The following is a 23,013-nucleotide window of genomic DNA, read 5'->3' as shown; positions in this document are numbered from 1 at the left end:
CCCCTGCCGCCCGGGAGCCACGGGTAGCTGTTCGTGGCTACCGGCAGGCAGCCGCAATGTCGACATAAATATCCCCGTCAGCGTTTCGATAGGGCCTGTATCGCCCTGCCACTCCCCGGCGATCAGGTTCAGCTCACCGCCACCCGGCAGCTTAATAGCAGGTATGGATTCCTGCTGCAGCCCTACGTAGCGCGGCTCGCTCATTTTCAAGTGCGATGGCAGATTGACCCACAGTTGCAGAATCTCCAACCGGCCGCCGTCGCGTAGAAACTCCTCCGGCGAAATTTCCGCATGCACAATGCCGCTGCCCGCGGTCATCCACTGCACACCGCCCGCATTGATCACGCTTTGATGCCTGGCGCTATCCGCATGGGCCAGCGAACCTTCCAGAATAAACGTGACCGTTTCAAAACCCCGATGCGGATGCGGGCCAAACGGTAGACCCTGATTGTTAGCCGGGTAGGTTTGAGGGCCATGATGGTTAAGAAACAGAAAGGGATCTAGCTGCTCCAAACCAGGCCCCGGTAGCGGCCGACGAGTGGTTAAATCGCCAATATCATCGCGCTTGGCCGGGTGCTGGGCGATTACGCGACGCACGGTTTGGTTAGTGTTTGCTGGCATAACTTACTCCTTATCAATACTTTCCAGCGTAAAACCTATAGCCGCGGATGAGGAGCGAATAATTTGCCCTGTTTCGTTGCAGGAAATTGTTATTAACACGCTCAGCTACTTCCTCAGAACTCGGTGACGACGGTTACCCCCGTCCCTTCAAACTTGTCCATGTTTATCAACGCATCAATGGATTGCTCAAGCGTAACCCGCTTGCCGATCAGCTTCTCAGGTGCCAGCTTGCCAGATTGAATCATCGCCAGCATGGCGTCATAACGATGTGCCTGCATGCCATGACTGCCCAGAATCTCCAGCTCGTTGGCAATCACCTTGCTCATCGGTACAGCGGGGGTGCTGTGATCCGCCAGCATCAGTCCCACCTGGACATGCTTGCCACGCTTACGCAAATTGCTGATGGAGTTAAAGCAGGTCGTTGGGTGACCTAGCGCATCCAGCGAGAGATGGGCGCCCCCTTGGGTGATCTCGACCACGGCCTCGACCACATCGGCTACCTGGGTGGCATTCACCGTGGCCACAGCCCCCAACTGGCACGCCAAGGCCAGGGCCTGATCGGAAATATCCACCGCGACTACGTTCGCACCGGCCGCGCTGGCGATCATGATGGCCGACAACCCGACACCACCGCAGCCGTGCACGGCTACCCACTGCCCGGCGGACACGCGGCCCTGATCCACCACTGCCCGGAAAGAGGTCACGAACCGACACCCCAAGCTGGCGGCGGTGGCAAAATCCAAGGTGTCGGGCAGGGCGACCAAGTTCACGTCAGCGTAGTGAATGCCCACGTACTGGGCAAAGGAGCCCCAGTGGGTAAAACCGGGCTGGAACTGGCTATCGCACACCTGGTGGTGGCCTGCGTTACACTCCGGACAGGTACCACAGCCGCCTACGAAGGGTACCGTTACACGGTCACCGACCCGCCACTTAGCCACGTCTTTGCCCACCGCCTCCACCACCCCAGAAAGCTCGTGGCCGGGTACATGGGGCAGACGAATATCTGGGTCGTGACCCATCCAGCCGTGCCAATCACTGCGGCATACTCCGTTGGCCATCACCTTGACCACCACCCCATGAGGCGCTGGTGAAGGGTCGGGCACCTGCTGGATGCTGGGCCGGGCGGAAAACTGCTCAAACACAACGGCTTTCATGGGTGACTCCTGCGCGGTATTGATCGTTTTTAACTATAACCAACCACACCTGAAATTACTTTTCGAATCAATGGACATACACGCTAATTTTGCATCACTCTTTCTTTTATACGCATAAACATGAAAGAGATTTTCAAATGATCCCACTGGATAACGTAGACGCCCACATCATCGATAGCCTTCAAGCCGATGGACGGCTATCCATCGCCAAGCTGGCCGAGCGACTGGGAATGAGCGAAGCCACCTGTTGGCGACGCCATAAACGCCTGGAGGAACTGGGCGTGATCGAAAGCTACCAAGCCACGCTGAACCGGCGAAAGCTTGGCGGTAACGTGCTGGCATTTGTGCAGATCACCTGCACTCAGCACAGCGAAGCGGCCACTGCGGAGTTCGAACGCATTATCCGGGCCAGTTCCCGGGTACTAAGCTGCCACAACACCACCGGAGAGGCGGACTTCCTCTTGCAGGTCATCGCCCTCGACCTCGATGATTACAGCCGCTTCGTAGAAAAGGTGCTACGCCAGCTACCGGGGGTATCGAGTATTCACTCCAATATCTCCCTGCGGGAAATGAAGGCGACCAGCCACTTGCCGGTTAAAGAATTGCTAGGGCTATAAGCCAGCCAGTTAACGTTGGCTTTTTACCTGGTTCATTCCGCCAGAAAAAACGGCAACTGAACAACTGACTATTGACCACTAACGTTTAGCCGTCCCACGACTTGAAACGAATCAACCGTTGGGCGTAGTACGATCATCTCGCCAGAGCCCACACCACCGCCAACCAGCGCAGTGATATTCACTTGGTGGGTGACCAGCAGCAAGTTGCCCTCCCCCTGCCATGCTGCAATCTGTTCCTGGGCGGTTTGGGTAATTAGCGCCTGATCAACCTGCCCGCGAAAGAACGAATCCAGCCAGGGGACAGGTTCTACACTGCCTAACGCCATTAGCTCAGCGGTATCCAACGCCCGGCACCAGCTTGATGAATACACCGTCGCAATGGGGATATCCCGCTCACGAAACGCGCGACCAGCAGCTTCTGCCTGAGTACGTCCAGCCGCAGAAAGATTACGCTGAGTCTCGCAGCGGCCACGCTCAAAGCCTGGCGGGTCGCCAATGCCAGGGGCCAAGGAGTGGCGCATTAGAATCACCAAGCCGCCTTCTTGGAGTGCTTGCCAGGTGGCGTCGTTTGCCTGGCTAGTGGTCGAGATTACGCTCAACACAGCGAGCAGCAGGGCTATCGTGAAGTGGCGTAGCATGGGCATGGAAAGGCGTCCTTAAATCGGCAAAATTTGATATTGTTAGACATAAGTCAGCTGTAATTACTCTATGACGCCAAGGGTAAGCCTATGACCGAGCAGAGCCCAATCGCTTTTAGCAGCCTTGTCAGTGCGATTACCCAACAGATAGAGCAAGCCGCGGGCAGGTTCGCCAAGCCGTGAATACGGCCATGGCACAAAGCTACTGGGAAATAGGCCGTTTAATTGTCGAGCACGAACAGAAAGGTAATCGCCGTGCCGAGTTGGTAAGCAGCAGCTACAGCAGCTCTCGCAACAGCTAACCGAGCGGTTGGGTAAAGGCTTTGATGTCACTAACTTGCGCAATATGCGCCAGTTTTACCAGAGTTTTCCAATTCGCGACGCAGTGCGTCTCGAATTGAGCTGGACGCACTATCGCACCCTCCTGCGAGTGGAGAATCCCCAAGCTCGCGACTGGTATTTGCAAGAAGCAATCAACCAAAGCTGGAGCGCCAGAGCTCTAGAACGCCAAATAAGCACTCTCTACTTCGAGCGTCTGCTGGCCAGCCAGGATAAATCCCAGGTTGAACAGGAAGCCAAAGACAACACCCGGTCGCTGGCTGAAACCGCTAAGGACTACCTGCGCGACCCTTACATTCTGGATTTTCTTAATCTGCAAGATGAAACCTATCAGGAAAGCCAGCTAGAGCAGGCCATTATCAGCAACCTGCAGCAGTTTTTACTGGAGCTGGGCAAAGGCTTTGCCTTTGTGGAGCGCCAGCAGCGCATCCGTTTTGATGACGAGGATTTCTATATAGACCTGGTGTTCTACAACTTCAAACTGAAGTGCTTTTTACTGGTGGATCTAAAGCTCGGCAAGCTCAGGCATCAGGATATCGGCCAGATGGATACCTATGTGCGCCTATACGATGAGCAGCGCAGGGGCAGCGACGATAACCCCACCATCGGCCTGGTGCTGTGCAGTGAAAAAAGCGAAGCCGTGGTGAAGTACTCGATGCTGGCCGAACAAAAGCAGCTGTTTGCAGCGAAGTACCTGCCGTATCTGCCCACCGAGGATGAACTCAAACGCGAGTTGGAGCGTGAGCGGACTCAGGCAGTGGAACAGCTTCAGCAGCAGGGGCTGGACGATAGTTGACCCGTAAATTATTACCAAAGCTAAAGTTGTTGGTTCTAGAATGGCTATCCTTGCCATAACCGCTAAAGGCCGATTTTATAAGCTACTTCACTCAATATTCTGAATCTGCTCCCGCATCTGCTCGATCAACACCTTCAACTCCACCGCGCAGCGTGTCGTCTCTGCCACCACCGATTTTGACGAGAGCGTATTAGCTTCGCGGTTGAGTTCCTGCATTAGGAAGTCCAAACGGCGGCCTTTGGGGCCTTTCTGGGCGAGCTGGTGGCTCACTTCTTCGATATGCGCTGTCAGGCGATCTAACTCTTCATCTACATCGGCTTTTTGCGCCACCAGCACCAGTTCGGCTTCCAGGCGCTGGGGGTCGAGTTCGGTTTTGGCGATTTCTAAACGTTCCAGCAGTTGGGCGCGTTGGCGCTCCAGAATCTGCGGTAACAGGCTGCGCACGGTGGCGACCTGCTCACTTACCGCCGTCAGGCGGGTGGTGATCATCTCGGCGAGCTTGTCACCCTCGCGGGCGCGAGCGTTGATCAGTTCATCCAGCGCTTGGTCAAACAGGGTTTTGGCGGCGGCTTTGATGGCCTCTTGATCGAGGTGCTGGGTTTCCATTACGCCGGGCTGGTTGAGTAGCTCCAAGGTTGTCGGAGGAACGGCACTAGGCACTTGCTGCTGAATCGCGCTTAGCGCATCAGCAATGGCGGCTAGGCGAACGCTATTAACAGCGGGGGCCTGGGCAGTTTCGGCGCTCTCAAAGCGCACGCTGCACTCGACTTTGCCACGCGCCAAGCGAGCGCGTAGCGATTCGCGCAGTACCGGCTCTAGATCACGCAGGCTTTCATGCAAGCGGAAGTGAGGCTCTAAATAACGCTGATTCACCGAGCGGATTTCCACCTGCAGGGTGCCAAACGGGGCAGCCTGCTCGGTGCGGGCGAAGGCGGTCATGCTGTGTACGCGGCGGGAAGTGGCCATGGTTTATCCTGGTAGTGAATATCGGTGTATAAAGCATTGCCCTAAATAGCTAGCCTATTCATTCGATTCAATAAGTGCTGTGCGAAAGAGCGTATCAAACACCCATTATTTCTGGCTGAACCTCTATGAGCAGATGCGGATCCTGCGGTGGCGTATCAATCAGTTCGAAGACGCGGTCGATCATCTCAATCACATTTTGCCGAACCATCATCAAACGCGGATGAAAGGCAGCGGCTAGTGGATCCCAGTCAAAACAGCCGAAAATAATATCATCCAGGTAATAGCCATTTAGCTGTAGTCCGCGAACAATGCCTTCAAGGGAAATCGTGGAGTTGACGAACATAGCGCTGGGCGGGGTAGACCGCTTAAGCATATATCTTTCAAGGGCAGTCTGAGCCTTATCGGCAGCATAATCACAGGGGAGAATATTCTCTTCCGCCGTCACCAATCCCACTTCCTCTCTCGCTTGCTTGAAGCCGGCAATACGCTCGCGGGTATTGTGATCCTCATCACGGCCGCCAATAAAGAGTACAGGGTCGTCACTGCGCTTCTCTTCAACCAGGCGGTTGAGGATGGCATGAGTGAGCTGCCGCGCGCCCTCACGGTTATTAGAAATCACCGACGGTGCCTTACTGCCAGGAAGGTCGAGATTAATGCTTTGCACGCCGCTCTCTGCACACATCTGCGCAATCGTATCGGGATCCGTTGCGCCGGTGCATACCAGGCACTCGACACGGTAAGCAAGCATCATACGGGCAGCTTCACACTCTTGCTTGGGATCTCGATTCGTACACGAAACAATCGCAAACAGCCCCCGACGCCGTGCTTCTGATTCGAAGTGTTGGGCTATCGAACTGAAATAGCGGTTGTCGTACAGCGGCAAAATCATGCCGATGATACCTGAGCGCTCACTCCGCAAGGCACGGGCCTGCATGTTGGCCGAATAGCCCTCAGCCTGTGCAAGCGAAAGAATTTTGCTGGCCAGTTTCTTGCTGATGCGACGGCGCTGCCAAGTGCCGTTGAGCACGGCACTGACGGTACTGGGCGATGTTTCTGCCAACCTCGCCAGGTCGTAAATAGTCAGCCGCTTGGATGAAGAGTCGCTAACCACGTGGCAGCTCCTTGGGATTAGATAAAAGTAGCATTGACGTAATGCTGTAATAGATCAATCCTACGCTATGCACAACCGATTGTGCATGCTAGATAAAATGACAATAACGATAGCGATGACGCATCGCTTAGTACCACTCAACGTATCCAGCACTGTGTAAAGTTTCTGTGCATTAAATTCCTATGCATTGTGAGGCTCGGAAGCGTCTGCGCCATTTCATTTGACCACGACGCAACGTACAGCAGCACTATTAAAGCGCTTCAATGCACGCTATTCCACTGACTGGGTCAGCCAACAGCAAGCAGGAAATCACAATGAAATACAAAGCACTTCTTACCGCAGCTACGCTATCAGGCATTATCGGCAGCACTGGCGCAATGGCTCAGGAGTCTCCTACGATTGCCGTGGTCGCCAAAGTGGGCGGCATCCCATGGTTCAATGCCATGGAAATGGGCATCGAACAAATGGGTGAAGAGCTTGGAGTAGAAGCCTATATGGTGGGCCCCACCAGTGCTGACCCCGCCCTGCAGGTGCGTGCGATAGAGGATCTGATCAGCCGTGGCGTCGATGTCATTGGCGTTGTTCCGAATGATCGCGAGGTTCTTGAGCCGGTATTGGAACGGGCACGTGAGCAGGGAATTATCGTACTGACACACGAAAGTCCCGAATCGGTCAACATCGACTACGACTTTGAAATGATTTCAGCGCAGCAGTTAGGTGAGGAGCACGCCAAGCTACTGGCTGACACCACCGGCTGCGAAGGCTCTTATGCCGTTTACGTGGGCGGACTCAGCGTGCCCGCTCATAACGCTTGGGCAGATGCTGCCGTGAACTGGCTTGATGATAACTGCTCGGGCTTGACTCAAGCCGCTGATCGTTTCGGCGTTGCCGAAAGCGTCGATGACAGCCGCAACACCACCCTGGACTTGCTGCGGGCCCATGAAGACTTGGCCGGTATCATGTCGTTTGGTAGCCAGGGAACCATCGGCGCGGCTCGAGCAGTGAAAGAACGGGGATTGGAAGGGGATGTGGCCGTTATGGGCCTGTTCTCTCCGGGCCAGGGGCGCCGCCTGGTGCACGAAGGTGTGATTACCGGTGGTTTCCAGTGGAGTCCTCTGGATGCGGGCAAAGCGTTCGTTGCCCTGGGTGAGATGCTCTATAACGGCGAAGAGATTAGCGATGGCGCTGACTTGCCTGTACTGGATGAAATTACCCTGGACGGCAAAACGATCTTTGCCTCACAGCCACTCAAGCTGAGCAAAGATACCGTGGATGAGCTGGCAGAGCTCGGCCTGTAAGACTGCGCTTATTGATCGTGTAAAAGACTGCCGCGCTCCTGAAGAGCGCGGCAGTGATGTTGAGAGAGGAGCCTCCAATGGGCGAGATCGCGATTCGAGCGCGCCACGTCAGCAAAGTTTTCGGACAAAGCCGCGTCCTCGATGATGTCGAATTCGAACTTCGCCGTGGTGAGGTACTTTGCCTGGCAGGTGAAAACGGTTGTGGCAAAAGTACGCTCATTAAAATTATCAACGGTGTTTACAAGCCTGAACCCGGCATTGAGTTCACGTTCGGCGATGAAACCCTCTCTGCCATCAGCCCGATAGAGGCGCGCAGCCGGGGCATCCATGTGATCTGGCAAGATCTCGCGCTGTTCCCGCACCTGACCGTCGCGGAAAATATCGTCTTCGATGACTACGTTGCCAAACCCTGGCGACCTATTTCCTATAAAGATGCGCTGACGCAATCCCGCGAGATCATTCAGCAGTTTGGCCTAGACCTGGATCCGATGGCCCGTGTTGAAGACCTTTCAATTGCCCATCGTCAACTCGTTGCTATTTGCCGCGTGCTGCGTGCAGGGGCCAGTATCATTTTTATGGATGAGCCCACCGCCTCGCTTACCTATAAAGAGGTACAAACGCTGCTGGGCATTACCCGCTCACTGGCGGCGAAAGGCATCTCCATTGTGTTGGTCAGCCACCGGCTGGTGGAAGTGCTGGACGTTTGCCAACGCGTCACCGTGCTCCGCAACGGCAAGCTGGTCGGCACCTACCCCACCGAAGGGATGACCCAGGCGCGACTTTCCACTTTGATGACCGGACTGGAACTTGAACAGACCCCTCGCGCTGAAACACACACAGGCGCCCCAGTACTGGAGCTTAAAAACTTAAGTCGTGAAGGAGAATTCGAGAACATCTCTTTCACCCTGCATCGCGGTGAAATTCTTGGCCTAACGGGGTTGCTGGGTGCTGGGCGTACCGAAATAGCTCACACAATTTTTGGGATGACCCAGCCCACTTCAGGGCAGCTGCTAAAAGAGGGTCAGCCGCTGACGCTTCGCTCCAATCGCGATGCCGTGCGCCATCGCATTGCCTACCTCTCTGAAGACCGGCTCAATCTTGGCCTGGTGCAAAACCAGTCCATCAATATGAATACCGCAGTGACCGTCCTACCAAGACTGGAAAAACCGCGCTTTTTTCTCTCCCCTCAACGCATCAAGGCACTGACCGCCCACTGGATTGAGCAGCTTAAAACCAAGGTGAGTGATGCCGAGCTTGCCGTCTCCTCGTTATCCGGCGGTAACCAGCAACGCATTGCACTCGCCAAATGGCTGGCCACTGAGCCCGAGGTTCTCATTCTTGACTGCCCGACAATTGGCGTCGATGTAGGCGCCAAAGCCGGTATTTTCGACATCATCAGAAATCTTGCCGACCAAGGCATGGCCATCATTCTGATTTCAGATGAGGCGGGGGAAATCTGGATGAACGCAGATCGTGCGCTCGTATTGCGCGAGGGGCGCATCTACTCCGAAGTCATACCTGCGGAGACCACGGAAGAAGCGCTGGAGGCGATCATCAATGCATAAGCGACTGCTAAACAGAAGTATCGGCACTGAAGGTACTCTATTAGGTATCCTCATGCTGCTGTGCGTGGTGTTGGCACTAGCGACCGATAGCTTTCTTACCCTTCAGAACCTGTTCGACCTGCTTAACAATCAGTCGGTCAATATCATCTTTGCAGTGGGCCTGGTCGTCGTGCTGATTGCGGGAGGGATAGATATTTCCTTCGCAGTGGCGGCATCCGTGGTGCAGTACGTGGTGCTGTCACTGCTGATGAATTACCTGGGCGGGGGCAGTTGGTTGCTTGGCGTCCTGCTTTCGATGCTGGTTGGCATGCTACTGGGGCTCTTCAATGCGCTGCTGATCCATCGCTTCCGAATCGTTTCGATCATCGTCACCATCGGCACATTTAACCTGTTTTTCGGCCTCTTGATGTACTTCACCAGCGGAGTGTCCATCTACGATATTCCCGATTGGCTCTACTACTCCGTTCCACTGCTTGACCTACCCGCCGAACGCGGATCAGCCACGCTCTACTTACCCGCTGCCGTCATGGTGGTGATGGTCATACTCACCTGGTTCATTCTGGCCCGTACCGGTTTTGGTCGCGCGATCTACGGTTTCGGATCAAGTCCCGAGTCCGCTCGCCGCTCTGGCGTTAGCGCCTGGAAGATCCATGCCTTTGCCTACGGCTGGCTGGGGCTATGCGCGGGGGTGGCGGGCCTGATGCAGGCGCATATCGTGCAAGAGGTCGTACCCAACGCCTTGATAGGCCAGGAGTTGCCAATTCTGGCAGCTGTCGTACTGGGCGGCGCGACCCTGGGTGGCGGGCGCGGCTCAGTGCTCGGCGCCGTACTGGGTGTACTGCTTCTCGCCGTTGTCCAAAACGGACTGAATCTGCTGGGCGTCACTCCTTACGCCTTCCGCATGATTGTCGGGCTGATCATCTTGATTGCGATCACCACCAGCAACCTCGGCAACCTGTTGCCCCGCACCACCAAGGCGAGGAACGTATGACTAAGCGCCTAAATAAACAGCCCTCCACGGCCAGGCTCCGCCTGGGTGGCGATACCATTGAGGTCATCGCCATGACGGCTCTGCTCATCGGCAGCATTGGCCTCTTCTCGCTACTGGCACCGGGATTTCTGACCGCCACTAATTTTGGCTCGATGTCGATGCAGTTACCGGAACTGGGGTTACTCTCACTGGCGATGCTACTGCCCATCATTTCCGGTGGCCTGAACCTTTCGGTGACCTTTACCGCCAATATCGCAGGGTTGATGACCGCCTGGCTAGTACAGGGGTTACTGGCGGGCATGGGAATACTAAGCGTTCCCATGGCGATTATCGCCGGGCTTGCCGTTGGCGCTGCCGCAGGCTTTTTGATTGGCGTTATCGTTGCCTATGTGGGCGCCCACCCCATTTTAGTATCGCTGGGTGCGATGATTTTTCTCCAGGGGGTAGGTGAGTTTTTAACCCGCGGCGGCGGTATTTCAGGCATGCCGGGGGTATTTCAAACCATCGGTAGCGGCAGTTTTCTGGGCATACCCATCCCCATGTTGATCTTTCTCGCCGCTGCCGCAGGATTGATCTACATCATGCATTTCACCCGCACCGGCTTCTCGATTTATATGCTGGGCTCCAACCCACGCGCGACCGAGTACTCGGGCATTAACGTCAAGCGCGTGCTGATCACCGTCTACACGATTTCCGGCATTTTGGCAGGGTTAGCGGGCATGGTAATGCTCGCCCGCTTTAACTCTGTACGTGTAGGCCATGGCGAGAGCTACCTACTGATCACGGTGTTGGCCTGTTTTCTGGCCGGGGCAAACCCCTTTGGTGGCTTTGGGCGCGTCCTTCCCCTGGTGCTGGGCTTGATGAGCCTGCAGATCATCGCTTCCGGCATGAACCTGATGGGCGCCAGCCAGCATCTTGCCACCGCGGTATGGGGGGCTTTTCTAATTATTGTCATGGCACTGCGTATGCCATTTATCAAACAGTCTTGAGTAAGGTTTTCCATGAGTCATCAAGCACATGTTCTAGGCATCGATATTGGTACTGGCAGCGCCCGGGCGGGCATTTTCACGCCGGATGGCGTGATGCTGGCCGAAGCGAAAACACCGATTGCAATGCATCGCCCTGCCGAGCATCACGTGGAGCAGAGCTCAACGGATATCTGGCGCGCGGTATGCAGCGCGACACAGCGCGCCCGCGAGGCTGCCGGTGTAACGGCAGATTCCATCACCAGTATGTCGGTGAGCGCAACCTGCTCGTTGGTGCTCCTTGATAAGCAGGATAAGCCGCTAGCGCTCTCACCGGGCGATGAGGCGTGGAATATCATTGTGTGGATGGATCATCGGGCCACCGCAGAAGCCGCTGAGTGCACGGCTACCCAGGCAGCACCACTGCGCAACCTGGGGGGCGTCATGTCTCCCGAGATGCAGATGCCTAAGCTCATGTGGTTGAAGCGCCACCGGCCCGAGCTTTACGCCCAGATCGGCTACGCAGGTGATCTAGGCGACTGGCTGGGCTTTAAATGCACCGGCTCTCTCGAACGCTCGGTCTGCATGCTCTCCTGCAAGTGGACGTTTGACCCGCGCCCTGGTCATGGCTGGGATCACGACTTTCTAAACCAGATCGATATGCAGGATGTACTCGAATGCGCCCGCCTGCCCGAACAAGCCCTTCCCGTGGGCGTAGCACTTGGGCAGTTAACTGAAGAAGCCGCCAATGACTTAGGACTGACGACTCGGTGTACCTTTGCAGTGGGCATGATTGATGCCTATGCCGGTGCCCTTGGCACGCTAGGCAGAAGCCTCGCTGATGCGCCCGAGCGCCGCCTTGCCGTGATTGGCGGCACCTCCACCTGCCATATCGGCGCCCAGCCCGAACGGCGCGAAGTACCCGGCGTGTGGGGCCCCTATCCGGGGGCGCTATGCGATGGTTTTGTGGCCAACGAAGGGGGGCAAAGTATTACCGGCGCCCTTCTAGATCACTTGGCGGCGCTATTTTCCGCCAGCAGTGAATTCGGCGACGATCTTCATGGCGCATTATCAGACCTGCTACTCGAACGCTTGGCAGCCGGTGACCCTGCCTCTGATACCCATGTTTGCCCTGATTTCATTGGCAACCGCTCGCCCTTGGCCGATCCGGAAATTCGCGGCACCATCACAGGATTGACCCTTGATACGCCTCGCGAGAGTTTCATTAAGGTTTACTGGGCGGCAGCCACCTCGCTGGTTTACGGCACCCGCGCCATCATAGAGCGTATGAATGCCCATGGTTATGCCATCGATACCTTGCACCTCAGCGGAGGGCATGGACGTTCAGCACTACTGCGCAAGCTCTATGCCGACGGTACCGGTTGTCGGGTTGTGCTGGCGGATGCGCCGGAACCCGTACTGCTTGGGGTTGCCGTAGCGGCCCTGGCTGCCCAGGCCAATGGAGAGGTGCTCAGCGTTGCCAATGGCCTCACCCCAGGCGAACAAACAGTAGAGCCCGACCAGGCAATGCAGGCGCTGCACACTGTGCGTTATGCCGCTTTCAAGAAACTGTACGAAGGGCGCCTCGACTGACATAAACCACCTTTTTCAAAACGCTAGCTGGACGCTAGGCCAATCAGCGCACGCCCAGACGTGTACAATGGAGGGCTTTTCCTTGTTACGTGTTTATTGAGAGGTACTATTTGTGAGCAGTGCTAAGCGTCCTGATGTTGTGCGCCCAAGTGGTCGCGAAGCCGACCAGCTCCGTGAGATCCGCCTGACCCGCGACTACACTCGCCATGCGGAAGGTTCTGTACTGGTGGAGTTTGGTGATACCAAGGTGCTGTGTAACGCCAGCGTAGAAGCCACTGTACCGCGTTGGTTGCGTGGCAAGAATCAGGGCTGGGTAACCGCTGAGTACGGCATGCTGCCCCGCGCGACGCATTCGCGCAGCAACCGCGAAGCGACCCAGGGTAAGCAGGGCGGCCGCACGCTGGAAATTCAGCGCTTGATTGGCCGTAGCCTGCGCGCAGCGGTCAATTTGAAAAAGCTGGGTGAGTTCACCATTACCGTGGATTGCGACGTGATCCAGGCTGACGGCGGTACCCGTACCGCAGCGATCACCGGTGGCTGCGTGGCGCTGATGGATGCGATCCGTTACTTGCAGCGCGAGAAGAAGATTAAAAGCGATCCTTTCAAGCAGCTGGTAAGCGCCATTTCCGTGGGCATTTATAAAGGCGTGCCGGTACTGGATCTGGATTACCCAGAAGACAGCAAAGCCGATACCGATCTAAACGTAGTAATGACCGAAAGCGGCGAGTTGATCGAAGTACAGGGCACCGCCGAAGCGGGTGCTTTCACCCGCGCCGAGCTTAACGCGATGCTTGATTTAGCCGAAACCGCCGGTGGTGAGTTGCGCGAGAAACAGCGTGAAGCGTTGGGAATTCGCGGGTGAGGAGTAAGGCGTAAAAAACAACAGGCCAGCATTTAGCTGGCCTGTTGTTTGTCACCCCGGCTAATCAGCAAGGGTGACAGGCGACGCGGGAAAAGTGCGTTGTCTAACGCTTAAAGCGCCAGGTCGTACTCAACGATTAGCGGTGCGAACTCAGAGAAAGTCGCATCGTAATCGATCCACGCGTCGACCACGTGGCGGCGGAAGTTGGGGCCGACTAACTGATAGTCGATCCGCCAGCCTTCCTGGCGCTCACGGGGCACATCTTGGTCAAGCTTCGGCCACCAGGTGTACTCACCTGCATCGCGGTTGATTTCGCGGAAGGTGTCGATAAACCCGGTGGGGCCAAGCACCTGATCCATCCAGGCACGCTCTTCGGGGCGGAAGCCTGAGGTCAGTTGATTATCCGACCAGTTGGCCAAATCGACGGTTTTATGGGCAATATGCCAAGTACCGCAGAGGATGTATTCGCGGCGTTTGCGCGACATCTTCGTCAAGTACTCTTGATACTGCTCCATAAACGACTGTTTGGCTTTTTGATCACTTCCGTCAGGCATCAGGAAAGAGACGATACTGAAGCGTTCATAATCCGCCTGCAGAAAACGTCCTTCATGATCACACTGTGGAAACCCAAGGCCATACATAATCGCCTTGGGAATTTTGCGGCAATAGAGTGCCACACCGGAGAAACCGTCCTCTTCGGCATCCAGGAAGTAGCCTTCATAGCCTTCCGGATACAGAATGTGGTCACCCAGTTCAAAACTTTTTGCCTTGATGTTCTGCACGCAGACCACGTCGACATCCTGCTGAGCCAGCCAGTCCAGGAAGCCACGATCGACGGCATCACGAATACCATTGACATTGATGCTGGCAATTTTCATAAATCGTCCCTTTTGCGTCGCTGCTGTATGATACCCGACGTTTAGACGTTTGGGTAAAGGCAGCAGCTAAAACTTGCCATTTACCCTACTTTTATTGTTGCTTTCGTGCCGATTTAAACCTACCGCCTAGTGAGGAATACCGTGGCCACCACTCTACAACCCTACCAGCGCGATTTCATTGCCTTTGCCATTGAGCAGGGCGTGCTTAAATTTGGTGAGTTTACGCTTAAATCCGGCCGCGTTAGCCCCTACTTTTTTAACGCCGGCTTGTTCCAGACCGGCCGTGCGCTGGCCAAGCTGGGGCGTTTTTACGCCCAGGCGATTGTCGATAGCGATTTAAACGCCGACGTGCTGTTTGGCCCGGCCTATAAGGGTATTCCGCTGGCAGCCGTTACAGCGGCGGCCTTGGCCGATCATCACGATCTGGATATGCCCTACTCATTTAACCGTAAAGAGGCCAAAACCCACGGAGAAGGGGGCAATATCGTTGGCGCACCTTTATCAGGCGATATTTTAATCATTGATGATGTGATTACCGCAGGCACCGCGATTCGCGAAGTGATGACGCTGATTGAGCAGAGCGGTGCCCGCGCCGCTGGCGTCATTATCGCGCTTGATCGCCAGGAGCGCGGTCAAGGCGAGCAGAGCGCGATTCAGGAAGTGCAGGCCCAGTACGGCATGCCGGTAGTGAGTATCGTCACCTTAGAGCAAGTACTCACTTACCTTGAAGAGCACGCCGGAGGAGAAATGCTTGCCTACGCTGAAGCGATAAGAGCGTATCGCGACCGCTACGGCATTACTCACTGATTAGGCTTGCCCTGCGCCAGCAAAGCCTTGCTGGCGCCACGCTTCGTAGCTCACAATAGCCACGGCATTGGAGAGGTTCAGGCTGCGGTTGTTGGGCTGCATGGGCAGACGCAGCTTGTGCTCAGCGTCTAGCGCTTCGTGTACCTGGGGTGAAAGCCCGCCGGTTTCCGAGCCGAACAGCAGTACATCGCCTGGAACAAAGTCGGCATCGCTGTAGCGGCGCGTACCTTTGGTAGTGATCGCCCAGATGCGCCGCCCCTGCATCGCTGCTTGAAAGGCGTTAAAATCCGCGTGGCGAGTGACGTTAGCCAGGTCGCGGTAATCCAGCCCGGCCCGGCGCAGCTTCTTCTCCTCCAGGTCGAAGCCCAGCGGCTCAATCAGGTGTAACCGGCAGCCATTATTGGCCACCAAGCGCATGATATTGCCCGTATTGGGCGCCATACGCGGTTCAAAAAGCGCTACTTCAAACATCGCCACCTGCCTATTGTTCGCCCATTATGCATTGACCAAGCGCCGCCGATTGTAATCGAAATCGCCTAGCAACTCTCGCAGAGGATCACCCACGCCATGACGCCTGCAACGCCCAAGAGCATTCTTAGCCGGATTAAAGGGCTGAACCCGCGCCAGCAGGAAGCGGTGCGTTATATCGATGGCCCCTGTCTGGTGCTGGCGGGCGCAGGTTCCGGTAAAACCAGCGTGATCACCACCAAAATTGCCTACCTGGTTCAAGAATGCGGGATGAGCGCGCGCAGAATCGCCGCGGTGACTTTTACCAACAAAGCCGCCCGGGAGATGAAAGAGCGTGTGGGTCAGATGCTTCACGGCAAAGAGGGCCATGGGCTAACGGTCTCCACCTTCCACACCCTGGGGCTGAACATTATTCGCGGCGAGCTGAAAACCCTGGGCTACAAACCGGGCTTTTCACTCTTCGACCCGGAAGACGCCAAGGCACTGCTGCGCGATTTAATGAACAAAGATGCCCAGGTGGACGCCGAACAGATCAACGCCGTGCAGAGCAAAATCTCCACCTGGAAGAACGATTTAGTGCTGCCCAGCGATGCGCTTTCGTTTGCCTCAGATGATGATGAGCACTTCGCCGCCCGGGTGTACGAAGCCTACGTGCGCCACCTTAAAGCTTACAACGCAGTGGATTTTGACGATCTGATTCTGCTGCCAGTGGTATTGCTACAAAACGATACTGAGGCATTAGAGCGCTGGCGGCGCAAAATCCATTACATGCTGGTGGATGAGTACCAGGACACCAACGTCTCCCAGTACCTACTGGTGAAGCTACTGATGGCGGAGCGCTCCACCTTCACCGTGGTGGGCGATGATGACCAGTCGATTTACGCCTGGCGTGGCGCCCGGCCTGAAAACCTGATTACCCTGGGGGAAGATTTCCCACGCCTGAAAGTGATCAAGCTGGAGCAGAACTACCGCTCTACCGCCACCATACTGCGCGCCGCCAACACGCTGATCGCCAATAATCCCCACGTTTACGAAAAGACCCTGTGGTCCGATATGGGCGACGGCGCGCCGATTCGGGTCATCGTCAACCGCCATGAAGAGGCCGAGTCTGAGCGAGTCGCCAGCGAAATGCTCACCCGGCGCATCAAGGAGAAGGCCGAATGGCGGGACTTTGCGGTGCTTTATCGCGGTAATTTTCAGGCCCGTTTGTTGGAGCTTAAGCTGCAGCACTACCAGATTCCTTACAAGCTCTCCGGCGGCACGTCGTTTTTCTCGCGCAACGAGATCAAGGACACCATGGCTTACCTGCGCCTGCTAATTAACCCCGCCGACGACAATGCTTTTTTGCGCATAGTGAACGTGCCGCGCCGTGAAGTGGGCCCAGGCACCGTCGAGAAGCTTGCCAACTACGCCACCGAGCGCTCGATATCGCTGTTTGCCGCCTGCCACGAGCTGGGGTTGGAACAGGTATTACCGACCCGAGCCGTGGAGCGGCTATCGCGCTTTACCCACTTTCTCGACAGCGTGCGTAAACGCATGGATCAGGGCGATGCCATTGCCGCCATACGCGACATGCTACGGGATATGGATTACGAGGCGTGGCTGTATCAAAACGCCAGCGCGCCCACCGTGGCCGAACGGCGCATGGCTAATGTATGGATCTTGATCGATCAGTTAGAGAAGTCGCTTAACCGCGACCCTGAAGAGAGTACCGACGCTACAGAGACCGAAACCGACGGTGTGGAAGCAGCTATTTCGCGCCTGGTGCTGCGCGATATTCTGGAGCAGCAGGCGGAAGAGGATGATTCCGATCGCGTGCAGCTACTCACCATGCACGCCTCCAAAGGGTTGGAGTTCCCCCATGTCTATCTGATGGGCTTAGAGGAGGATCTACTGCCCCACCGCAACGCCATCGAAGTAGGCACCGTGGAGGAGGAGCGGCGACTAGCCTATGTGGGCATTACCCGGGCGCGGCGCACGCTAACCTTGACCCTTGCCCGCCAGCGCAAAGCCTACGGTGAACTGATGGACTGTGCGCCCAGCCGCTTTTTAGACGAGTTACCTGGGGAGGATCTAGAGTGGGAAGGTCGTGCCGATAAAGAGGATCCGGATAAAAAGCAGGCCCGTGGCAAAGACGCCATTGCCGGGCTGCGTTCGCTGCTAGGCTGATAAAGCGGGAGTGATAAAACCGATGCTTTAAAAATGAGGCCTTTAAAATAAGAATATCCACAGGGCGGTGACTAAAACACCCTGTGGATAAGATAGCTAAGCTATGAGCCTGCTGTGCTGTGTGTCGTTACTGAGCTTCGGCCATCATGTAATCGACAATCGCCATCACTTCTTCATCAGAAAGGTTCGGGTTGCCGCCTTTGGCTGGCATAGCGCCGATACCGTTAATGGCGCTGGCGTAGAGCTCATCAGCCCCCTTCTCTAAACGCGCCGCCCAAGCTTCTGAATCGCCTTTGGTCGGGGCTCCAGCGACACCATTGTCATGACAAGCCGCGCAGCCAGAGCTTGCGTAAAGGGCTTCGCCATCTAAATCGCTACCGCCACTCGCTTCTTCAGAGGCGGCCGCGTCTTCTTCACTCGCTGCGTCGTCATTTGAAGCCGTTGCTTCTTCAGTTGCCGCTTCTTCGCCTTCAGCAGCAGCGGTCTCTTCGCTAGCAGCCTCATCGGCGGCAACTTCGTCGCTGGACGCTTCGTCGTCTGCAGCAGCTTCGTCACCGCTACTCAACTCGGGTACTTCCATAACCGGCTCAACCATATAGGCAACTGCCGCTTCCACTTCCTCATCGGAAAGGTTGGGGTTACCGCCTTTGGCTGGCATGGCGCCAATACCGTTGATGGCGTGGTCTAGCAGCGTGGCGAAGCCTTGTTCAGCACGTTCAGCCCAAGCCTCTTCATCACCACGAATAGGTGCGCCCGCAGCGCCCGATTCGTGACAAGCGCTACACACATTGCCGTAGATGCCCTCACCGTCGATATCCCCGCCACTGCTGCTATCGCTAGGGGGTGCCGCTGCGGTGCCACAGTCTTGGCCTTGTAAACAGAGTTGACCCACCGGCGCCAAACGCTCGGCAATCGCATCACGTGCGGCGTCATCTTGGGCATAAACACTGGATGTGCCCGCCATGAAGCCGAGGGCCGCCAGCCCGCTCATGATCAGCTTAGCTTTCACTCTCACCACCTCTTGAGTATTGTCATAAAACGTTTTTTATCAATCTCTGTCTCAACTGCTGTCTCAAACCCTATGTGCGGTAACGCCAACATCGATGATGCACCGCCGAGACGCCAAGACGTGCGTATAGAACTAGTATACCGGCAACGTAAAGCGCAAGAAAATGCTACTAAGCGCGCTTATGTGATCCATAGGTACTATCTAAGCCTTATTTTGGCTCTTCGCTCCTCTCTCCACCACCTTTCCACGCTAATAAACGCTGCTGGGCGTAACACACAAAACCGGCCTGCTGATAGAGCCGCTTGGCTGGTAAATTAACGTCATCAACGCCCAGCGCCACTTCCTGTACACCGGCCTGTTGGGCGAGCGCCAGGGCTTTATTTAACAGCGAACGCCCCAAGCCTTTGCCACGCCATGCCGGCGTTAGGCCCATTAACATTAACTCCCAGCGGCCTAACGCCGGGCGTGGCGCCAGTAGTAGCACGCCTACTACGACATTTTGAAAGCCAACGGCGTACCAGTGCTGTGGCGCTTGGGGATCCTGTTGATAAAACCCGGCTAATAACTCTTTAATTGAAAGTATGTCGCGAAGGGGGCGGCTATCCAGCGATCCCTCGCCCACTTCGGTCAACAGACTCAGCTGCTCCGCCAGAGAAAGCTCACCAAAAGGCTGCAGGGACAGCGGCAACGCTTCATTCATCGCTAACCGGCGGTGAGTGCTACCGATTAAATACTCCAAGCAGACTAACCGCTGCATACCGTGTTTAACCAACAGCCCTTCTGTTTCGGCGGCTTCGGAAGAAAGCTCCAGATGACATAGACGAATATTTTGCGTTTTCACCCACTGGCGAGCCGTATCTAACAGCAAAGGTGCGGGAGCTGCCACTTTTTGCGGTAGCCCTGCTTTTGGTAGCCATAGCTGCGCCATATTCATGGGCAGACGTTGTACCCAGATAGCGGCCGTTACCTGCCCCGCCTCAAGCGTTACCCATAGTCCTTCCCACTGAGTATCTGACTGATGGTACATAGCCTTTACGGCAGCGCTCAGGGCCGATTGCTGGGTGGGATCATAGGCAGCAGCAAGCTTTAGCAGTGCCTCGCGTCGCTTCTCTGGCGGGCAGGGCATTACGTTTAAGGTGCTTGAGGGGTACTGAGACATCATAGTTGGTCAATCAAGTGCAGAAGCTCCGAAGGAGTCATAAAGCGTGCTACGTTATTAGCCTACAATTTATAACCTCATCCTGACGGCCTAAGCCTTTGCACGCCACCCTTATCACTGCTTATTTCAAGATTTAATGGTGACGAGTGATTTGAAGGAGTAACCCACCCGCCATGCGTATATTGTTGGTAGAAGACGATCCAAGCTTAGCCTCGGGTATTCGCTTGGCCTTAAAGCCCGAGCACTTCACCGTGGATCACCTTAGTGATGGCATTACTGCCCTGGCCGCATTAAAGGAGGGCGAACCCTTTGATGTGGTTATTCTCGACCTGGGGCTGCCGCGCATGGATGGTATGCAGGTACTAGAAGCCGTACGACGGCAGGGCAATCGCGTCCCCATTTTAGTGTTAACCGCCCGGGATGCCGTTGAAGAGCGTATCGCAGGGTTAGATGCGGGTGCCGATGACTATTTAACCAAACCGTTTGAAGTCGCTGAATTAAAAGCACGCCTACGCGCCCTGTTGCGCCGTAGCAGCGACCAGGTAAACAGTGCTTTGGAGTGCCGAGGTATTCGCCTTGATCCTTTGACCATGCAGGTTAGCTACCAGGGGAAACTCGTGGCGTTATCGCGCCGTGAGCTCACCTTACTGCAAGAGTTTATGAGCCACCCGGGACGCGTATTCACCCGCGATACGCTAACGCGCCTGGTTTATGGCTGGGATGAAGACGTAGAAAGCAACGCCATTGAAGTCCATGTGCACCACCTTCGGCGCAAATTTTTTCCTCACCTGATTCGCACGCTGCGCGGTATCGGTTACGTCATGGATAAAGCGGATCAGGATGAGCACTCATGAGCTCCATTCGCCAACGTACTCTAGGGCTGGCGCTGCTGGTATTTGGCATTAGCATGCTGGTGATTGGTTTTATCAGTTATCGCTATGCTGCTCATGAAATTGAAGCACTGTACGACGCCAGCCTTGAGCAGGACGCACGCTTATTAGAAGGTCTGCTGCAAGCTCCCCTACCGGAGGAGGCGCGCGATGGGCTGCTCAACAGTCTAGAAAAGGCCTTAGGGAATGCGGCGAGATCCAATCGCCGCCTTGCAGGACACCGGACGGACAGCCAAATGGGCTTTCAGCTATGGGAAGAGGGCCGCCTCTTGGTGCGCTCAGCCAATGCCCCTGAGTCGCCGCTGGCGAGCCTCCCCGCTGGCTTCAATAGTCAGTCTATTGATGAGGTCGAATGGCGCATTTATGTGCTTGATGTCAGTCACTCCACCCAGCGAATTGTCGTTAGCGAGCGCGAAGACGTACGCGGCGAACTGATCAGGGCGGTAGCGCTACGAACCCTTTTGCCCGACCTAATTGGCCTGCCGCTTCTTACGGCCCTGCTATGGTGGTCGATAGGCTGGGGCTTGGCACCGCTATCACGCATGGCTGAGCAGATTCGCAGTCGTGATCCGCACAATTTGCAGCCTTTGACGCTTAGCCCTCTGCCCCAAGAGTTAGGCACTATTGCCGGGGCGCTCAACCGTTTGTTAGAACGAATTCGCAGAATGCGCGTACGTGAAAAGCGTTTTATTGCCGATGCCGCCCATGAATTACGCACGCCCTTAGCAGTACTGGATCTACACGCTCAAAATGCCCTGACTGCCGATAACCTTGAAGATCGTCAGGAAGCACTCAATCACCTGCGCGGCGGCGTCGCGCGGGCAACACGTTTGGTCACCCAGCTCTTAACACTGGCTCGCCTGGAGCCTGAAGAGGAGTCACAACCAGAGTACCGCACCAGCCATCTGCTGAGTGAAGTGCGTGAGACCCTGGCCAAGATTTCGCCGCTGGCCGCTGAACGCGAACAACAGCTGCTGCTAAACGCGGATGAACAGGCGGAGTGGTCAATATTAGAAGAACCAGGCGCCATTGAAACGCTGGTACAGAATTTGGTAGGTAATGCCATCCAACACTCGCCTAGACAAGGTACTATCAGCGTCACGCTATCAACGACGCCACAAGGTTTTCAATTATTAGTCGACGATCAAGGCCCCGGCATACCCAGCAATGAGCGCAAAAAAGTGGTTGAGCGCTTCCAACGCGCAGGTTCCAGCGCTGGCTCAGGGTTAGGGCTTTCCATCGTTGAGCGATTGGTGACACGTCACGGCGGCACCCTACAGCTTGACGACGCACCCAATAGAGGATTGCGCGTACGAATTTACCTCCAGCGCCCAAAAGAGGACTAACACTTTCTTTGTGTAGTCAGGGGTAGTTTACGCCTCCCTTAAGGTTGCGATAAGAATTGCGTGCAACTGTGGAGATGCACGGTGAGCCAGATACCCACGGCTCCCCCTTTTCTCCATATGGAGGTTCCCCTGATGAACCAAGTTACCTTTTCACCGAAACCCTTAATTCAACTCGGTTCAGCGCCGCTACTCGCCAAACCTGCGGCGCGTCGGCTACAGCCTACTAGCCCAGCCATGACCGTGCTGACCGACTTCTCCCAAGTAATGCCTCAATCCGTCGATGCCGATACCCCCATCGACGAAGCACACTTGAAGATGCGTTACAGCGGCGTAAGACTGCTGTTCGTGATGGATCATAAAGCGCACTGTATCGGTATTATTACCTCGAAAGAAGTGATCGGTACTCGGCGTATCAACATCGCCATGCAGCAGCGTAACATCACCCACGATGAGGTGACTGCCGAAATGATCATGACGCCGTGGCACAAGCTTAGCGCTATGCCCGTCGCCCAGTTGGCCTCGCTCACCATTGAGGATCTGGTACTGTCGATGGAAGCGGTGACCGATCAGCACCTGTTAATCACTGAGCAAAATGATCACCACGAACTCAGAATTCGCGGCATTATTTCAGCAAGCGATATCCAAAATGCGGTGGGTAAAGAGATTAACCCAGTGCCTATGGCGAAAAGTTTCGCCGACATTTGCCAAGTCATTACCGGCCACGACCTCTAACCTCTCACCGCTAACGGTTTTTAAATCCTGAATCCATAA

Annotated in this window: 22 protein-coding genes; 13 read left to right on the top strand and 9 right to left on the bottom strand. The window is 55.6% G+C overall.

Annotated features, from left to right (window positions below; all coding sequences use genetic code 11):
• On the bottom strand, nt 1-621 hold a 621-nt coding region (locus tag JI62_RS00540), incomplete at its 3' end, for a pirin family protein (protein ID WP_240513086.1).
• A gap of 113 nt (nt 622-734) precedes the next feature.
• A complete protein-coding gene (locus JI62_RS00535) occupies nt 735-1,775 on the bottom strand; it encodes a zinc-dependent alcohol dehydrogenase family protein (protein WP_088698292.1) in 1,041 nt (346 codons plus the stop codon).
• Between the two features lie 137 nt (nt 1,776-1,912).
• Between JI62_RS00535 and JI62_RS00530 the strand changes: the two genes are divergently transcribed.
• Complete coding sequence (locus tag JI62_RS00530; RefSeq protein WP_088698291.1) at nt 1,913-2,392, top strand: Lrp/AsnC family transcriptional regulator; 480 nt, start codon at nt 1,913-1,915, stop codon at nt 2,390-2,392.
• A 68-nt stretch (nt 2,393-2,460) separates the two neighbouring features.
• Here the strand turns inward: JI62_RS00530 and JI62_RS00525 are convergent, their stop codons facing one another.
• The gene (locus JI62_RS00525; protein WP_088698290.1) at nt 2,461-3,036 is read right to left on the bottom strand and encodes a histidine phosphatase family protein; all 576 of its coding nucleotides are present in this window, start codon (nt 3,034-3,036) and stop codon (nt 2,461-2,463) included.
• Between the two features lie 304 nt (nt 3,037-3,340).
• Here JI62_RS00525 and JI62_RS00520 point away from each other — a divergent pair, with 304 nt between their 5' ends.
• Nucleotides 3,341-4,165: a PDDEXK nuclease domain-containing protein gene (locus tag JI62_RS00520; RefSeq protein ID WP_240513085.1), complete on the top strand. Its 825-nt coding sequence runs from the start codon at nt 3,341-3,343 to the stop codon at nt 4,163-4,165.
• An 87-nt stretch (nt 4,166-4,252) separates the two neighbouring features.
• Here the strand turns inward: JI62_RS00520 and JI62_RS00515 are convergent, their stop codons facing one another.
• Both JI62_RS00515 and JI62_RS00510 read right to left on the bottom strand, forming a co-directional pair.
• Nucleotides 4,253-5,131: a YicC/YloC family endoribonuclease gene (locus tag JI62_RS00515; protein WP_088698289.1), complete on the bottom strand. Its 879-nt coding sequence runs from the start codon at nt 5,129-5,131 to the stop codon at nt 4,253-4,255.
• Nucleotides 5,132-5,225: 94 nt separating this feature from the next.
• Nucleotides 5,226-6,242: a substrate-binding domain-containing protein gene (locus JI62_RS00510; protein ID WP_088698288.1), complete on the bottom strand. Its 1,017-nt coding sequence runs from the start codon at nt 6,240-6,242 to the stop codon at nt 5,226-5,228.
• Between the two features lie 314 nt (nt 6,243-6,556).
• On the opposite strand from JI62_RS00510, the gene JI62_RS00505 reads away from it, so the two are divergent.
• The 6 genes from JI62_RS00505 to rph all read left to right on the top strand — a co-directional run bounded on the left by JI62_RS00505 (nt 6,557) and on the right by rph (nt 13,516).
• Complete coding sequence (locus JI62_RS00505) at nt 6,557-7,540, top strand: substrate-binding domain-containing protein (protein WP_170938446.1); 984 nt, start codon at nt 6,557-6,559, stop codon at nt 7,538-7,540.
• A 77-nt stretch (nt 7,541-7,617) separates the two neighbouring features.
• Nucleotides 7,618-9,105 carry a sugar ABC transporter ATP-binding protein gene (locus JI62_RS00500; RefSeq protein ID WP_205737472.1) on the top strand — a complete coding sequence of 496 codons (1,488 nt, stop codon included), beginning with the start codon at nt 7,618-7,620 and terminating at the stop codon, nt 9,103-9,105.
• Nucleotides 9,098-10,096, top strand: coding sequence for an ABC transporter permease (locus JI62_RS00495; RefSeq protein ID WP_088698285.1), 999 nt, complete (start codon nt 9,098-9,100; stop codon nt 10,094-10,096). The genes JI62_RS00500 and JI62_RS00495 overlap by 8 nt, the downstream gene beginning before the upstream one ends.
• Nucleotides 10,093-11,085 (top strand): ABC transporter permease, encoded by a 993-nt coding sequence (locus JI62_RS00490; RefSeq protein WP_088698284.1) that lies wholly within the window; start codon nt 10,093-10,095, stop codon nt 11,083-11,085. The genes JI62_RS00495 and JI62_RS00490 overlap by 4 nt, the downstream gene beginning before the upstream one ends.
• Before the next feature lie 12 nt (nt 11,086-11,097).
• Nucleotides 11,098-12,654, top strand: a complete 1,557-nt coding sequence (locus JI62_RS00485; protein WP_088698283.1) for an FGGY family pentulose kinase — start codon at nt 11,098-11,100, stop codon at nt 12,652-12,654.
• A gap of 139 nt (nt 12,655-12,793) precedes the next feature.
• A complete protein-coding gene (gene rph, locus JI62_RS00480; protein WP_170938449.1) occupies nt 12,794-13,516 on the top strand; it encodes a ribonuclease PH in 723 nt (240 codons plus the stop codon).
• Between the two features lie 110 nt (nt 13,517-13,626).
• Here the strand turns inward: rph and JI62_RS00475 are convergent, their stop codons facing one another.
• Nucleotides 13,627-14,394: an exodeoxyribonuclease III gene (locus tag JI62_RS00475; protein WP_088698281.1), complete on the bottom strand. Its 768-nt coding sequence runs from the start codon at nt 14,392-14,394 to the stop codon at nt 13,627-13,629.
• 141 nt (nt 14,395-14,535) lie between these two features.
• On the opposite strand from JI62_RS00475, the gene pyrE reads away from it, so the two are divergent.
• Nucleotides 14,536-15,201 carry an orotate phosphoribosyltransferase gene (gene pyrE, locus JI62_RS00470; protein WP_088698280.1) on the top strand — a complete coding sequence of 222 codons (666 nt, stop codon included), beginning with the start codon at nt 14,536-14,538 and terminating at the stop codon, nt 15,199-15,201.
• On the opposite strand, the gene JI62_RS00465 is transcribed toward pyrE, so the two are convergent.
• Nucleotides 15,202-15,672, bottom strand: coding sequence for a tRNA (cytidine(34)-2'-O)-methyltransferase (locus JI62_RS00465; protein WP_088698279.1), 471 nt, complete (start codon nt 15,670-15,672; stop codon nt 15,202-15,204).
• 96 nt (nt 15,673-15,768) lie between these two features.
• Between JI62_RS00465 and rep the strand changes: the two genes are divergently transcribed.
• A complete protein-coding gene (gene rep / locus JI62_RS00460) occupies nt 15,769-17,838 on the top strand; it encodes a DNA helicase Rep (RefSeq protein WP_088698278.1) in 2,070 nt (689 codons plus the stop codon).
• Nucleotides 17,839-17,965: 127 nt separating this feature from the next.
• Here rep and JI62_RS00455 read toward each other — a convergent pair whose 3' ends face one another.
• A complete protein-coding gene (locus JI62_RS00455; RefSeq protein WP_088698277.1) occupies nt 17,966-18,847 on the bottom strand; it encodes a c-type cytochrome in 882 nt (293 codons plus the stop codon).
• Between the two features lie 208 nt (nt 18,848-19,055).
• The gene (locus JI62_RS00450) at nt 19,056-20,009 is read right to left on the bottom strand and encodes a GNAT family N-acetyltransferase (RefSeq protein WP_088698276.1); all 954 of its coding nucleotides are present in this window, start codon (nt 20,007-20,009) and stop codon (nt 19,056-19,058) included.
• Between the two features lie 170 nt (nt 20,010-20,179).
• On the opposite strand from JI62_RS00450, the gene JI62_RS00445 reads away from it, so the two are divergent.
• From JI62_RS00445 to JI62_RS00435, 3 genes are all read left to right on the top strand, one after another.
• The gene (locus JI62_RS00445) at nt 20,180-20,860 is read left to right on the top strand and encodes a response regulator transcription factor (RefSeq protein WP_088698275.1); all 681 of its coding nucleotides are present in this window, start codon (nt 20,180-20,182) and stop codon (nt 20,858-20,860) included.
• Nucleotides 20,857-22,242 (top strand): ATP-binding protein, encoded by a 1,386-nt coding sequence (locus JI62_RS00440; RefSeq protein WP_088698274.1) that lies wholly within the window; start codon nt 20,857-20,859, stop codon nt 22,240-22,242. The genes JI62_RS00445 and JI62_RS00440 overlap by 4 nt, the downstream gene beginning before the upstream one ends.
• A 132-nt stretch (nt 22,243-22,374) precedes the next feature.
• Nucleotides 22,375-22,974 carry a CBS domain-containing protein gene (locus JI62_RS00435; protein ID WP_088698273.1) on the top strand — a complete coding sequence of 200 codons (600 nt, stop codon included), beginning with the start codon at nt 22,375-22,377 and terminating at the stop codon, nt 22,972-22,974.
• Nucleotides 22,975-23,013 lie beyond the last annotated feature (39 nt).

The organism is Halomonas campaniensis (assembly GCF_002211105.1).
Taxonomy (GTDB): Bacteria; Pseudomonadota; Gammaproteobacteria; order Pseudomonadales; family Halomonadaceae; genus Vreelandella; species Vreelandella campaniensis_A.
This window is presented reverse-complemented; position numbering and strand designations above follow the sequence as displayed.